The sequence below is a fragment of the Clostridioides sp. ZZV14-6150 genome (genome assembly GCF_020657875.1).
Classification (GTDB): domain Bacteria; phylum Bacillota; class Clostridia; order Peptostreptococcales; family Peptostreptococcaceae; genus Clostridioides.
This window is the reverse complement of sequence record NZ_JAGWDA010000002.1, coordinates 133,277-147,215: the sequence shown is the minus strand read 5'-3', so window position 1 is coordinate 147,215 and position 13,939 is coordinate 133,277. Positions and strand designations below refer to the sequence as shown.

General features: G+C 27.2%; 17 protein-coding genes. 15 read left to right on the top strand and 2 right to left on the bottom strand.

All coding sequences use genetic code 11. The features are described 5' to 3' along the window. Window position 1 precedes the first annotated feature (1 nt). From KGF41_RS21070 to KGF41_RS03135, 5 genes are all read left to right on the top strand, one after another. Entirely contained in the window at window positions 2–328 is a 327-nt protein-coding gene (locus KGF41_RS21070) for an FtsX-like permease family protein (protein WP_413840351.1), read from the top strand. Between the two features lie 26 nt (window positions 329–354). Continuing rightward, entirely contained in the window at window positions 355–1,041 is a 687-nt protein-coding gene (locus KGF41_RS03150; RefSeq protein WP_227828033.1) for an ABC transporter ATP-binding protein, read from the top strand. 350 nt (window positions 1,042–1,391) lie between these two features. Beyond that, on the top strand, window positions 1,392–1,712 hold the full coding sequence (locus KGF41_RS03145; RefSeq protein WP_227435162.1) for a Fe-S cluster assembly protein HesB: 321 nt from the start codon (window positions 1,392–1,394) through the stop codon (window positions 1,710–1,712). 139 nt (window positions 1,713–1,851) lie between these two features. Continuing rightward, window positions 1,852–2,496, top strand: a complete 645-nt coding sequence (gene trmB / locus KGF41_RS03140; protein WP_227828034.1) for a tRNA (guanosine(46)-N7)-methyltransferase TrmB — start codon at window positions 1,852–1,854, stop codon at window positions 2,494–2,496. Between the two features lie 148 nt (window positions 2,497–2,644). Further along, window positions 2,645–3,376 carry a hypothetical protein gene (locus KGF41_RS03135; protein ID WP_227828035.1) on the top strand — a complete coding sequence of 244 codons (732 nt, stop codon included), beginning with the start codon at window positions 2,645–2,647 and terminating at the stop codon, window positions 3,374–3,376. Between the two features lie 146 nt (window positions 3,377–3,522). Here the strand turns inward: KGF41_RS03135 and KGF41_RS03130 are convergent, their stop codons facing one another. Continuing rightward, entirely contained in the window at window positions 3,523–3,801 is a 279-nt protein-coding gene (locus KGF41_RS03130; RefSeq protein WP_227828036.1) for a hypothetical protein, read from the bottom strand. A gap of 270 nt (window positions 3,802–4,071) precedes the next feature. On the opposite strand from KGF41_RS03130, the gene KGF41_RS03125 reads away from it, so the two are divergent. The 10 genes from KGF41_RS03125 to lexA all read left to right on the top strand — a co-directional run bounded on the left by KGF41_RS03125 (window position 4,072) and on the right by lexA (window position 12,541). Then, on the top strand, window positions 4,072–4,518 hold the full coding sequence (locus tag KGF41_RS03125; RefSeq protein ID WP_227828037.1) for a hypothetical protein: 447 nt from the start codon (window positions 4,072–4,074) through the stop codon (window positions 4,516–4,518). 268 nt (window positions 4,519–4,786) lie between these two features. Then, window positions 4,787–5,239, top strand: a complete 453-nt coding sequence (accB, locus tag KGF41_RS03120) for an acetyl-CoA carboxylase biotin carboxyl carrier protein (protein ID WP_227828038.1) — start codon at window positions 4,787–4,789, stop codon at window positions 5,237–5,239. Between the two features lie 15 nt (window positions 5,240–5,254). Further along, a complete protein-coding gene (accC, locus tag KGF41_RS03115) occupies window positions 5,255–6,616 on the top strand; it encodes an acetyl-CoA carboxylase biotin carboxylase subunit (protein WP_227828039.1) in 1,362 nt (453 codons plus the stop codon). 14 nt (window positions 6,617–6,630) lie between these two features. Beyond that, window positions 6,631–7,485, top strand: a complete 855-nt coding sequence (gene accD, locus KGF41_RS03110) for an acetyl-CoA carboxylase, carboxyltransferase subunit beta (RefSeq protein WP_227828040.1) — start codon at window positions 6,631–6,633, stop codon at window positions 7,483–7,485. Window positions 7,486–7,505: 20 nt separating this feature from the next. Further along, window positions 7,506–8,450: an acetyl-CoA carboxylase carboxyltransferase subunit alpha gene (locus tag KGF41_RS03105; RefSeq protein WP_227839433.1), complete on the top strand. Its 945-nt coding sequence runs from the start codon at window positions 7,506–7,508 to the stop codon at window positions 8,448–8,450. A gap of 188 nt (window positions 8,451–8,638) precedes the next feature. Then, window positions 8,639–8,899: a stage V sporulation protein S gene (locus KGF41_RS03100; protein ID WP_003424039.1), complete on the top strand. Its 261-nt coding sequence runs from the start codon at window positions 8,639–8,641 to the stop codon at window positions 8,897–8,899. A 153-nt stretch (window positions 8,900–9,052) separates the two neighbouring features. After that, window positions 9,053–9,424, top strand: a complete 372-nt coding sequence (locus KGF41_RS03095; RefSeq protein WP_227828042.1) for an ACT domain-containing protein — start codon at window positions 9,053–9,055, stop codon at window positions 9,422–9,424. Window positions 9,425–9,453: 29 nt separating this feature from the next. Continuing rightward, window positions 9,454–10,299, top strand: coding sequence for a hypothetical protein (locus tag KGF41_RS03090; RefSeq protein WP_227828043.1), 846 nt, complete (start codon window positions 9,454–9,456; stop codon window positions 10,297–10,299). A 376-nt stretch (window positions 10,300–10,675) separates the two neighbouring features. After that, entirely contained in the window at window positions 10,676–11,803 is a 1,128-nt protein-coding gene (locus KGF41_RS03085) for a tyrosine-type recombinase/integrase (RefSeq protein ID WP_227828044.1), read from the top strand. Window positions 11,804–11,905: 102 nt separating this feature from the next. Beyond that, window positions 11,906–12,541 (top strand): transcriptional repressor LexA, encoded by a 636-nt coding sequence (gene lexA, locus KGF41_RS03080; protein WP_227828092.1) that lies wholly within the window; start codon window positions 11,906–11,908, stop codon window positions 12,539–12,541. 146 nt (window positions 12,542–12,687) lie between these two features. On the opposite strand, the gene KGF41_RS03075 is transcribed toward lexA, so the two are convergent. Continuing rightward, window positions 12,688–13,851 (bottom strand): ComEC/Rec2 family competence protein, encoded by a 1,164-nt coding sequence (locus KGF41_RS03075; protein ID WP_227828045.1) that lies wholly within the window; start codon window positions 13,849–13,851, stop codon window positions 12,688–12,690. Window positions 13,852–13,939 lie beyond the last annotated feature (88 nt).

The window sequence follows — 13,939 nt, the reverse complement described above, 5'->3', positions numbered from 1 at the left end:
ATTGATAAACTATATTCAAAAGCGACGAACTATAGCTATGTATAAATCTGTAGGACAAAGTGATAAACAGAATATTAAAATGACTTTAATTGAAGGATTTACATCAGGTTTATTTGGTGCTGTTATAGGAGTATTAATATCTATATTAGAAATTAATACTATTTTCATAGTTGCAGGTTCAAAGATTTCAATGACACCAGATTTAGATTTTAAAATATTCATTTTTACTGGAATGTTAGGTATTACAGTAACATTGATAGGTTCAGTAGTACCAATTATAAAAGGAAAGAAAATGAAATTAGTAGAAGAAATTAGTAGAAGAAATTAAATTTGAATAAAAATGGAGGCTAACACATGAAAACAAGCTATAAGAGTATAGCCATAGAAGCAAAAAACATTATTAAAGAATTTAAAGTTGGTAATATAACTACTAAAGTTTTAAAAGATATATCTTTACAGGTAATGAAAGGCGAATTCGTTTCTATTATGGGACAGTCTGGTTCTGGGAAGAGTACACTTTTATATATTTTAGGTGGGCTAGATACTCCAACAAGCGGAAATGTATATATGAATGGAACAGATATATCACATTTTAATGATGATAAAATGAGTATAATACGTCGTAGAAATATAGGGTTTGTATTTCAATTCTATAATTTAATACCTAATTTAAATGTTGAAGAAAATATTATGCGACCTCTATTACTAGATGGGAAAAAAATGAATGATTATAAAAATCAATTAAACGAAATTTTGGAAATTGTTGGATTATCAGATAGACGTAAACATATTCCACGTGAGTTGTCAGGTGGTCAACAACAACGTGTTGCAATAGCACGTGCATTAATAGGAAGACCAGAGATTTTATTTGCTGATGAACCTACTGGAAACTTAGATAGTAAGACAGGAGCAGAAATAATTCAATTACTCAGTAAAATAAATCAAGAAAGTGGTCAGACAATAATTATGGTAACTCATTCATCTAAAGCAGCTGAAAGTAGTAATCGTATTATTACAGTTCTAGATGGTGTAATAGCATAATAATTGGTAGATGCATTATGCTAATTTTTACATAATAAATTTAAAGATTTTCTTAAACATTTTCCATACTTTTCAGATTGTATAAATTTTGTATATATGAATTAGACTATGTTAAATGTGTTATAATATTAAGGCAATGAATAAAAGATTATAGTATATATGAATTATTTTATTTGCTGTTTACTAAACATATTATCAGGGTATTTATTTAAGACAGTGAAATATTTAAAAGGTTTAAGTAATAATTGATAGAAGTTTTGGCAAAATATACAAAAACTAATTGATTATATACGTTATATGGGTATATAATAGATATTGTTTTAATAAAATACTTGAAAGGGAATGATTTGATGAAAATTACTTTACCAGAAACAGCTATTGATACTTTAAAAAGTATCCTAAAAGACAATCAAGATAAACCTAACAATGTAAGAGTATACTTTGCAGGTGTTGGTTGTGGAGGTCCTTCTTTTGGATTAGCTTTAGATGAGAAAAAAGAAGATGACTTAACTTATGAAGTTGGAGAATTACAATTTGTAATGAGCTCTGATGAATACAGTCAATATGGAGATATAATTATAGAAGATACAGGGTTTGGATTTAGAGTAATTCCTGAAAACATGAAAGATCAAGGTGGAGGAGGATGCTCTGGTTGTTCAGGGTGCCACTAGAATTGATTTTTTAGTATATTGAGAACTCTCTTTGATAGAAATACTTTTCTATTTTAAGAGAGTTCTTTTTATTTTTAAGTAAGATAATGTATAATAAAAAATGTATTTTACTAATTTTTATATGTAAGGAGAATTTATTGTGAGAAGAAGACGAAAAAAAGGTGCAGATGAAAAACTTTTAAGTTATACAGAATATGTCTTAAGGGAAGATATAGACAAATTAAAGGGAAAATGGAATATAAAGTTTGGAAATGATAATCCAATACATGTGGAATTTGGAACTGGAAAAGGTCAATTTATTACAACCTTGGCCAAACAAAATCCTGATATAAACTATATTGCTATGGAATTAAAGGAAGAAGTACTCTTAAAGGCTGTTGAAAAAGCTGATGATTCTAATTTAGATAATATATTATTTTTATGGGCGGATGTAAGCGATATTCTAAATTATTTTGAATCTAAAGAACTATCTAGGATTTATATAAATTTCTGTGACCCATGGCCAAAAAATAGATGGAGTAAAAGAAGACTTACTCATTCTGGATTTTTAGAAATGTATAATAATATTTTAGAAGATAATGGAGAAATTCATTTCAAAACAGATAATGAAAAATTATTCGAGTTTAGTTTAAATGAAATTGCTGCAAATAATTGGCTCTTAAAGAATATTTCTCTTGATTTAAGCAGTAGTGAGTATAAAAATAATGTTACAACAGAGTATGAGGATAAATTTATGTCACAAGGAATGCGAATATTTAGATGTGAAGCTAAAAAACGTAACTAGTAATATGTTTATAAGTTTAATAGTAGAAATTTATGCTAATTTATATTAATAAAGTGTACGAAAGTAGGCATATATAACAAGGAAACAGAGCCCTCTCATAGAAATTAATTTACTATGTAAAAAATTTTGTTTTATGTGGGAGGGTGCTATGAATTTAGCTAATTTAATACCATTTCTTATTTCTGCGACGGCTTTAAATCCAATAAATTCAAACGATAAGATTTTAAGTGAAAACCAACTTAAAGATATTTTTCCTGATGCTAACCTGAGAGCAGTTGTAAAACGATATGTAAATCCAGATGAAATGACTATAAGTAATATAAAGGCTTTGGATGGAGAATTTTATGCAACAGGGGAAAATATTTCAAATTTAAAAGGTATATCATATCTTGAAAACATAGACAATTTTATTTTTTGGAACAATAACATAAAGGAACTTCCTAGAGAAATACTAGGTTTAAAAGATATGGACTCAATTAATCTTGCAAATAATTATTTAATTAATGATAATACAGTCAATTCTCTTTCTAATAATGGTGTAGATGTAAATTGCGACTTGAATTTTATTGATACAAAAGACAATCAATATAAATTGGATTCTAAATACCATAATGTTGACATAGCAAAAGGTGAGAGTATTGATTTGAGAAAAATAGTTACAAAGAAAATTGATAGTTATTACAAATATTGGGAAGTAACTAATAGCCTTCCAAAAGATTTAAACTTTGTGGTATCTGTAAGTGATAAGAGTATACTTTCATGTAAAGATATGATTATTAAGGGTAATAATAAAGGGCAAGCAGTTGTGAAAGTTATACTAAATGACAAAGATGATTTAAATATATCGCAAGAAGTTTTAATCACTGTAAATGTAAAATAACATAAAATAAAGTGTATATTCATATAACTTATTTAATTATTATATTTTTAATTTCAATATTAAATCAAAGCAAAGGTTGCTAGTAACAAAGCACTAATATTAATGTTTTGTTACTAGCAACCTTTAGATATCTATAAATAGATTATCTAAAAAATCCCATTTCTTTTGTTAGTAGCCCATATCCCTATTAAAATTATCAATGAATATACTATATACAAAAATATTCTTATATACTGAACATCTAGTCCAAAAAACTCAATATTACTTTGTGAGGTATGCAACATCACAAGTACTGCAGATATACCAATAAGCAAAGGATTAATTACTATTTGCTTATCAGTTCTTAAAATCATTATTTTCCCCATCCAAATTATCGATAATATAAAAAATAAAATTTTAAGACCAAACTCTAATGTATCTACCAAAGCGAAAACATCCCTTCATTTATAATAAATTTTTCAGCTTAATCAAATATAAAACCCTAATATAACTTTTTAAACTTGTACTAAATCCATATAAGATAATTTAATTAAGTTCTATAAAACTTTATCTACATTAATATATACTACACTATACTTTGCATTTCTTAAATATAAATTAATAAATTTAATAAAATTTTGTTCATGAGCATATAAAGATATATTTCATTATTTAAATGCATATCATTATATATACAGTTTTAGGAGGCGAGGTATATGGATTCTAAATTTTTTAATTGGTACACTCAATCCTTAGGAGGAACTTTTGGTATTATATCATGTATATGTGCTTATTTAAATGGATATATGTTTGTTTATACAAATAGTGCTAGCAGTTACTTTGAAAGTATAGGATTTTTAGGAATAATTTCAAGCTATGTATTACTTCCACTTTGTATGATAACTTTGGTTTTTGGAATTATACGTTCTTATACTCCAGATACATCCGATAAAAGTATTTTTGATATACCCTTTTTTACTTTAAATAAAAGATTAATACTTGTTACAGTAGTTTTTGGATTTATTGGTGCTAGATTTTATTTTATAATTCCTGCAATTTTAATGACTTTTAACTTATATAGTAGTATTTTAATCACTAAATTAAAAGATATACTATATAAGAACAAAGAAAATGATACTAATATGAAAGAAAGTGAAGTCTAAATTGCATAATTTTGGTATTTGTCTTAAAAATCCCCGAGGTATTAATTTGTATTTTATTATATTTTGCAAAATATATTGAATTTTATTCATTTTATACTTATAATTTATATTAATAATGGAAAATTAAAACAAAAGAATTTACTGGTTGTTAATTTAAAATTAAAATATATCTGAATGTGTTGATTCTATAGTCAGCACTTTTTCTTTTATAAATTTGCTTTTTGTGATATAATATTAGCACCAGGTAATAATACAAGGGGGTAACAACATGAACATCAATGAAATTAAGGAATTATTAAAGGTCATAGACTCAACTAACTTAGAATATGTAAAGCTTGAAAGTAGCGATTTTAAATTAGAAGCATCTAAAAAAACTGAAGTTACAAGCTCACCTGTTTTAAGTGTACAACAAGAATCGGTAGTAGATCTTTCTTTAGAAAAGCCATTTGTAAACGAGGCACCTGTAGTATCTAATGAGAATTTATCAATAGTAGTAGCTCCTTTGATGGGAACATTCTATGATTCTCCAAGTCCAGATGCAGAAAGCTTTGTCAAGGTTGGCGATGTAGTTGAAGAAGGTGACACTTTATGTATATTAGAAGCAATGAAACTTATGAATGAAATAACAAGTGAAATTAAAGGTGAAATAATTGAAGTATTAGTTGATAATGAAGAACTAGTAGAATATAATCAACCTTTATTTAAGATAAAACCATTGTAGTAGGAGGTATTTAAGTTGATAAAAAAAATACTAGTTGCAAATAGAGGCGATATAGCAGTTAGAATCATCAGAACGTGTAAAGAACTAGGCATAAAAACTGTTGCTATCTATTCTGAAATAGATAAAGATTGTTTTCATAGATATATAGCTGATGAATCTATTTGCATAGGGCCAAATAATATAAGCAAGAGTTATAATAACATAGAAAATATTATATACCTTGCTCTTAAATTAAAATGTGATGCTATTCATCCAGGTTTTGGCTTTTTATCAGAAAACCCTGAATTTGCAAAACAATGTGAAGAGAATAATATTATTTTTATAGGTCCAACAAGAGAACAAATGATTTTGATGGGAGATAAATCTAGAGCAAGAGAAACTATGATGGAATTAAATATCCCTGTTGTTCCTGGTTCAGAATCTGTTTTAAAAACTAAGGAAGAAGCTTTAGAAGTTGCAAGAGAAATTGGCTATCCTGTTATTATAAAAGCCTCAAGTGGAGGCGGTGGGAAAGGTATGAGAATCGTTAGAAAGGAAGAAGAGCTTTTTTCAAATTTTGATATGGCAAGTTCAGAAGCTCTAGCAGCATTTTCTAATAGCGATTTATATATGGAAAAATTTATAGAAAATCCTAGACATATAGAAGTACAAGTATTTGGTGATAAACATTCAAATGCAATACATTTAGGTGATAGAGATTGTTCTATGCAAAGAAGAAATCAAAAAGTAATAGAAGAGTCTTTAAGCCCATACCTTTCAGATGAAGAAAGAATAAATCTTCATAAAATTGCAGTGGATATAGTAAAAGGTGTAGGTTATATCGGTGCTGGTACTATTGAATTTATAGTTGATAAAGATAAAAACTTTTATTTTATAGAGATGAATACAAGAATACAAGTTGAACATCCAGTCACAGAGATGGTAACAAATCTTGACCTTATAAAACTTCAAATATCTATAGCTAATGGAGAAGAAATACCTTTTAAACAAGAAGATGTTATTTTTAGAGGCCATGCTATTGAGTGTAGAATAAATGCTGAAGATTCATCAAATAATTTTGCTCCATCACCAGGTAAGATAGAGTCATTAAATTTACCTGGAGGTTTTGGTGTTAGATTTGATACTTTTGTATATACAGGATATACTATACCACCTTTATATGATTCTATGATAGGTAAATTAATATGTTGGGCTGAGACTAGAGAAGAATGTATAAATAGAATTTATAGAGCTCTAGATGAAATTATTGTAGAAGGTATTAATACAAATGTAGAATTCCAAAAGGCACTTGTAACAAGTGAAGAGTTTAGAAAAGATACTCATCATACCAAATTTATAGAAGATGTCTTTATGAAGAAGGAATTTGCTACATTATAAGGAGTAAATAGATTATGATAAAAAAATTTTTATCATCAAAAGAATCTAAGTATGTTACGATTTCTTTAGATGACAACTTTAAAAAGAATAGTGTAGATGATAAATTTTGGACTTATTGCAAAGGATGCGATAGTCATGTATTTAGAAAAGACATAGAAGAAAATTCATTTGTATGTCCAAAATGTTCAAGACATTATGGTTTAAGAGTACGAAATAGAATAAATTTATTGATTGATAAAGGAACTTTTATGGAATTTAATTCTGATATAGAATTTCAAAATCCATTAAACTTTCCTAAATATAAAGAAAAAGTAGACTCTTATAAGGAAAAAACGAATGAGTCAGAAGCTGTTGTCACAGGTTATGGAAGATTAAATGGAATTAAAACAGTTATTTGTGTAATGAATCCTGATTTTATGATGGGAAGCATGGGTTCTATTGTTGGGGAAAAAATAACTTACTCAATAGAATATGCTGCCAAAAACAATTTACCTATAATTATTTGTTCTGCTTCAGGAGGAGCTAGAATGCAAGAAGGTATGGTATCTCTTATGCAAATGGCAAAGACTTCTCAGGCACTTGCTAAGCTTGAAGAAAAGTCATTACCATATATATCAGTTTTAACTGACCCTACCACTGGAGGAGTAACTGCTAGTTTTGCTATGCTCGGAGATATTATAATTTCTGAACCAAATACATTAATTGGTTTTGCAGGTCCAAGAGTGATAGAACAAACAATAAATCAAAAACTTCCTGAAGGATTTCAAACTTCTGAGTTTTTACTTGAAAAAGGTTTTATTGACATGATAGTAGATAGAAGAAAAATGAAGGAAGTATTGTATCAAATTCTTGCTATGCACAAGAAATAGGGCATAAAGGAGGAACTGTTTTGATTGAAAATAATAATGATAAAATAAAAGTCTTAGAAAATGATATTAAACAATTAGTAGCTATTTCTGAGGCAAATAATATAGATTTAAGTGATAAAATAAACTCTCTTAATGAAAAATTAGCAAAGCTTAAAGAAGATGCCTTTTCACATCTATCACCATATGAAAAGGTAGTGTTAAGTAGAGATATAAAAAGACCTACAACTTTGGAATACATAGAACATATTTGTTCTAATTTTTTAGAGCTTCATGGAGATAGGCTTTATAAAGATGACCCTTCTATAGTTGGAGGAATAGGGCAAATAGGAAAATTTAATGTTACTATAGTTGGTCACCAAAAGGGAAGAGATACTAAAGAAAACATAAAAAGAAACTTTGGTATGCCTCATCCAGAAGGATATAGAAAAGCGTTAAGACTTATGAAACAAGCTGAAAAATTTGACAGACCGATAGTGACATTTATTGATACATCAGGAGCTTTTTGTGGCTTAGAGGCAGAAGAAAGAGGACAAGGAGAAGCTATTGCAAGAAACTTACTTGAAATGAGTAAACTTTCTGTTCCAGTAATCACCTTTGTAATTGGTGAAGGTGGTAGTGGAGGAGCTTTAGGAATCGGAGTAGGTAATGATGTGTGTATGTTAGAACACTCAGTTTATTCTGTAATTTCACCTGAAGGTCTTTCTAGTATCTTATTTAAAGATTCATCTAAAGCAAAAGAAGCTTGTGATGTTATGAAACTTACAAGTAATGATTTATATGATTTAAAAATAATAGATAAGATTATAAAAGAACCTCTTGGCGGTGCACAAAAAGATGTAGAAGCTGTTTCAAAGGAAATGAAGTCTTACATTTTAGAAAGATTAAATCATTATAAAGATATGCCTAAAGAAGAAATAATGTCTCAAAGGTATAATAAATTTAGAAATATTGGAAAATGCTTATAGAATATAAAGAAATTTGTAGATTTTTCATTATAAAATGGTTTTAAAAAATAAAGGTTTTCTTAAATCTATTATAGAAGTATATTTTTATAAAAGTATACTTTAAATGATGATTGTAATTAGTAAATGGCAATTGTGATTTAGTACTTTAGGTAATGGATACTTTAACAAATTAACAAGGAGATGTTGAAATGGAAGTACTAAAAGTTTCATCAAAATCTAATCCTAATTCTGTAGCTGGGGCTTTGGCTGGAGTACTGAGAGAACGAGGTATTGCAGAAATACAAGCTATAGGAGCTGGAGCTCTAAATCAAGCAATAAAATCAATTGCAATAGCAAGAGGCTTTGTTGCACCTAGTGGAATGGACTTAGTGTGTATTCCCGCATTTACTGATATAGAAATCGAAGGTGATAAGAAAACTGCAATCAAACTTATAATTGAACCTAGATAATATATCTTTTTGTTAGAATTTAATTAAGTTTTAAAGGTTGACTATGGAAATGATGTCCTGTAGTGAACCTTTTTTACTTTAATATATTTTATTTTATATAATTTTTAATGTATAATCTTAATTAAACAAATAAGTTTGAAGGAGATGTAGATTATGAAATTAAAACTATTTTTAGAAGAGTATGCAGTATGTAGATTAAATAATAACAGTGAAATACCAACATGGATAGATACAGAAAATTTTTACTCTATAACTAAAACTGATGATGAATTGAGCATTGTATGTTCAAACAACAATATCCCTTCTGATATTAAATCAGAAAAAGAATGGAGAATACTTAAAATCTTAGGCCCTTTAGATTTTTCACTTATAGGAATTTTATCTAAGATAAGTGGGTTATTAGCTGATAATAAAATAAGTATATTTGCAATTTCTACATATGATACAGATTATATTTTAATAAAAGAAAAAGATATAAAAAATGCTTGTAAAATTTTAAACTGTAATGGATATGAGATAGAGTAGTTGAAGACTTAAATGCGAGGTTCTAGTTTATGATTCATATAGTTGAGATTTTTAAAATAAGTATAATAAATATCTTTTGTTTTATAGGAATATTTATTGTATTTGGATTAATTTTTAGTATTATAGAAAATTTAAATAATAAATTTATCTTTTTATCTTTTGGAAAAACTGGTGTCATTGTAACTGGAGCTGTTGGAACTTTTATACATGAATTGAGTCATTTAATAATGTGTTTGATTTTTATGCATAAAATAAATTCAGTAAAATTCTTTAGACCAATTGAAAGTAAAAATGATGGAGTATTAGGATATGTAAATCATAGTTATAAAAAAGATAATATTTATCAGAGTATAGGAAATTTTTTTATAGGAATTGCTCCAATTATAGGTGGAACAATGATGATTATTGTACTTTTTAGAATACTATTACCAGATAGTTACATTAAAATAACACAAAACATAGATTTAAAATTATATGTAAGTATGATTAATAATTTTAATATAGCGGGTTTTATACAGATTATTTTAGATGATGTTTCTAATTTTGTAAAAACAATATTGTTAACACCTGATATATATTCATTAAGATATTTTATATTTATGTTTTTAATGTATTCAATTTCCACTCATATGTCACTTAGTAGTGCTGATTTGAAAAGCAGTTTAAAGGGTTTGAGTTTTATAGTTATAGTTATATTTGCAATTAGTCTAATTACATACTTATTTGGGCTTAATGGCTTAAATATATCTAGTTTAATAGTAAAGTATAATATATTTGTAAGTTTTTTTATGACGATAGGGCTTATTTTTTCAATAGTAACTCTGATAATATCTTATATTTTAAGTTTGGTAAGTCCATTTAAAAATTTTAATTAAGATACTAAATTTTATACTATTTTTAGTTTTCTTATTTTAGTTTCCTTGAAAAGATAGTAAAATTCAAGATTGAAAAAGATTTTAGTAAAGCATAAAATTTCTCAATATATTTTAGTAAATATTTATTAAACATATATTGAGAAATTTAAAAAGAGTACTTGAACTCAACTAGTCTTTAAATGTGGATTTAGGGAATAGTTAGTGCGAAAACCAATTAGAGCGCTACTAATCTCTTAAAAAATACATTAATTGATTAAATTAAATATTTATGCTAACATAGCTACATTGTTATTAATAAAAATAACTTACAAATATTCATAGTTATTAATAAAAATAACTTACAAATATTCATATTTTAATTTTAGGAGGTTTAAATTTGAATAATGATAAGAAAATTATAAAAGTACATAATAAATCTGATAAACCTGATAATATTGTCATCAAAGAAAATGAACTTATAGAAAAATGTCTACTTTTGGAAAATAAACTTCCTGTATTTATGAAAGATTATTTTATATATCTAAAAGGTTCTGTTGCCGTCTCTACACGACTTGCTTATTTAGAAGATATAAAGTTTTTCTGCTTATACATGATTGAGACAAAGGAACTAACAAGTGCAGATTGTATAAAAGACATTACAGAAAGTGATTTTAACATGATAAAATCAAGAGATATAAACTTATTTTTAGGCGATTATTGCAGCAGATATTATAAAAATACAGAAAAAAACACATTAATTTTTGAAAATAATAATAGAGCTCTGGCAAGAAAAAAATCATCCATCTCTACTCTATTTAAATTTTTATATAGAAATTCTCAAATAGATAATAACATAACTGATGGATTTAATCCAATAAAGCTACCTAAACCACAACCAGATGCTATTAAACGTCTTGAAATAGATGAAGTTGCAAAAATGTTAGAATCAGTAGAAACTGGTGAAGGTCTTACTGAAAAAGAAAAAGTTTATTGGAAAAAAACTAGATTACGTGATAAGGCTATATTAGCTCTATTTGTTACATATGGGCTTAGATTAAATGAACTTAGAGAACTTAATATCTCCTCTTTTAATTTTTCAAGAGGTGAATTCAAAATATATAGAAAACGTGGAAAAGAAGTCTTAATGCCTATAAATCATACTTGTGAACATGTAATAAAAGATTATTTGCAAAATGAAAGAACAAGAGATGATTTACTAAATGATGAAGTTAAAGATGCATTATTTTTATCTCTTCAAAATAAAAGAATTACAGCAAAAGCTATAAGAACACTTGTAAAAAAATATACATCTATTCCACTAGATACAACTAGAGATAATGGATATAGCCCTCATAAATTAAGAGCAACTGCTGCTACCTCTCTGATTCAAACAGGATTTTCTATATACGATGTTCAAAATTTACTCGACCATGATAATGTCACGACTACTCAACTTTATGCTGCACATAAAAAAAATGTAAAACGTGATATAGTTAAGAATTTTGAATGGATTGAAGATGATTAAAAATCAGGAACAAATGTTTGCAGATATAAATGGATTATGTTATAATTAAAAATATAAATGTATGGAAATAAAAACAAAATATGTTTGGAAATGAGTGATGTTATGTATTTAGATCTAACTGAAAAGCAAGTTTTAATACTGGAATTTATAAAATCTCAAATCATATTAAAAGGCTATCCACCTGCTGTAAGAGAAATATGTACTGCTGTAGGGTTAAGATCTACTTCAACTGTGCACTCTCATCTAAATAAACTTGAAAAACTGGGATACATAAGAAAAGACCCTACTAAACCAAGAGCTATTGAAGTTTTGGAGCGTAGTAAAGTCAATGATGTTTCTGGAGCTAACCAGGAAATAATAGAACTTCCTTTAGTAGGTCAAATAACAGCTGGAGAACCCATTTTAGCGCAACAAAACATAGAGGAATATATTCCATTCCCTGCCAGTTTAGTAAAGGGCAGTAATAACTTTGTATTAAAAGTAAAAGGCGAAAGTATGATTAATGCAGGAATTTTAGATGAAGATTACGTTGTAGTAGACAAAAAAAATACAGCCTTAAATTCTCAGATAGTAGTTGCACTTATAAATGGTGAATCTGCTACGGTCAAGAGATTCTTTAAAGAAGGAAACTTGATAAGACTTCAACCAGAAAATGATTTTATGGAACCAATTATGCTTAAAGACTCAGAAGTTGAAATTGTAGGTATTGTAACTGGTGTATTTAGAGTTATAAAATAACTATTAAAGAATATCAAAAAAATAAGCTATTTAATAGATAAAATATATCTTAATTTCTTTATTTTATCTATTTGGAATAGCTTATTTTTATATGTATTTACTATTTTGTATTATTTGCTTTTTATTTATTATTTCCTATATTTTAACTATTGCTTTCCATAACATATATCACATGGGTCATTTTTCTTACTTTCTGCAATTGAACCTGATAATATTTTTTTACTTCTTGAAAGTCCACTACAATTTTTTGTTGAGTGATAACTCTTCCCTTTTGGAGTAAAATACACTATTTTTGACAAATTCGATGCATTTTGTTCCTTATTTAAGGATTCATTCTGGCCTGTATTGTTATTTGACTTTTCGGAGCTTCCATCTTCTCTAACACCTTTTTTGTAACTTCCATCTTTACAGCTTGTAAAAACTCCATCACCTGTAGATTCAAATACTATATCTGAACATTCGTCACTTCTATGTACTTTTACACCCATCTTTTTTAATTTGTTCATTGTTTCTTCATGTGGATGACCATATGAATTACCTTTTCCAACTAAAATTACTGCATATTCAGGGTTAACTTTATCTAAAAAAGCCTGAGATGAACTACTACGAGAACCATGATGAGCTACTTTTAAAAGGTCTACTTCTCCAAGTTTTGATAGTATTTCTTTTTCTGTACCTTCTTCAGCATCACCTGTAAATAAGGCTTTATCGTTACCATTAGTATATGCAAGTACTAGTGATTGTTCATTAGTAGTATCTCCTCCATTTGTATTTAGAACTTCAAAATAGGAATCTTCAAGATAAAACTTTTTATTTTCAAGAGGTACACTTGGAGATAAATCTTTATTTGCTAAAGCATTTATAAAATCTCTGTAACTCTTTGTTTCTGCTGAACCATTTGATACAAAAACATTTTCTATATTGAAATTTTTTACAACAGAATCAAGTCCCCCTAGATGGTCTGCATGAGAATGAGTAGCTATAAGATATTTAATATCTTTTACCCCTTGATTATTTAGGTAGTCTACCATTAAATTCTCATCATCGTTATCTCCCCCATCTATCAATATAAAAGTTTTGCCCTCTTGAATTAATATTGCATCACTATTTCCAGTGTCAATAAAATGAATTTTTACATTTTTATCACTTGATATACTACTAGATAAAGTTTCTTGGTTATTTGATTGATTATTTTCACTGTCTGTTGCACTGCTACAACCAGTTAAATAAATAGATACAGAGATTATTAGCAGAAATATTAAGGATTTAACTTTAGAATTTTTTTTGTTATTTATATTTTTTTCTATCACAAACTACGCCTCCATTTTCATAATACACTAGTAATTATAACATGATATGCGTTTTTATGATATTTTTTTACATAATATTTTAATTAGC

What these genes read in the sequence shown, in the direction of transcription:
- KGF41_RS03150 (WP_227828033.1), top strand. Translation starts at nt 355, where the DNA reads ATGAAAACAAGCTATAAGAGTATAGCCATAGAAGCAAAAAACATTATT.
- KGF41_RS03145 (WP_227435162.1), top strand. Translation starts at nt 1,392, where the DNA reads ATGAAAATTACTTTACCAGAAACAGCTATTGATACTTTAAAAAGTATC.
- KGF41_RS03135 (WP_227828035.1), top strand. Translation starts at nt 2,645, where the DNA reads ATGAATTTAGCTAATTTAATACCATTTCTTATTTCTGCGACGGCTTTA.
- KGF41_RS03125 (WP_227828037.1), top strand. Translation starts at nt 4,072, where the DNA reads ATGGATTCTAAATTTTTTAATTGGTACACTCAATCCTTAGGAGGAACT.
- accB (WP_227828038.1), top strand. Translation starts at nt 4,787, where the DNA reads ATGAACATCAATGAAATTAAGGAATTATTAAAGGTCATAGACTCAACT.
- accD (WP_227828040.1), top strand. Translation starts at nt 6,631, where the DNA reads ATGATAAAAAAATTTTTATCATCAAAAGAATCTAAGTATGTTACGATT.
- KGF41_RS03100 (WP_003424039.1), top strand. Translation starts at nt 8,639, where the DNA reads ATGGAAGTACTAAAAGTTTCATCAAAATCTAATCCTAATTCTGTAGCT.
- KGF41_RS03095 (WP_227828042.1), top strand. Translation starts at nt 9,053, where the DNA reads ATGAAATTAAAACTATTTTTAGAAGAGTATGCAGTATGTAGATTAAAT.
- KGF41_RS03090 (WP_227828043.1), top strand. Translation starts at nt 9,454, where the DNA reads ATGATTCATATAGTTGAGATTTTTAAAATAAGTATAATAAATATCTTT.
- lexA (WP_227828092.1), top strand. Translation starts at nt 11,906, where the DNA reads ATGTATTTAGATCTAACTGAAAAGCAAGTTTTAATACTGGAATTTATA.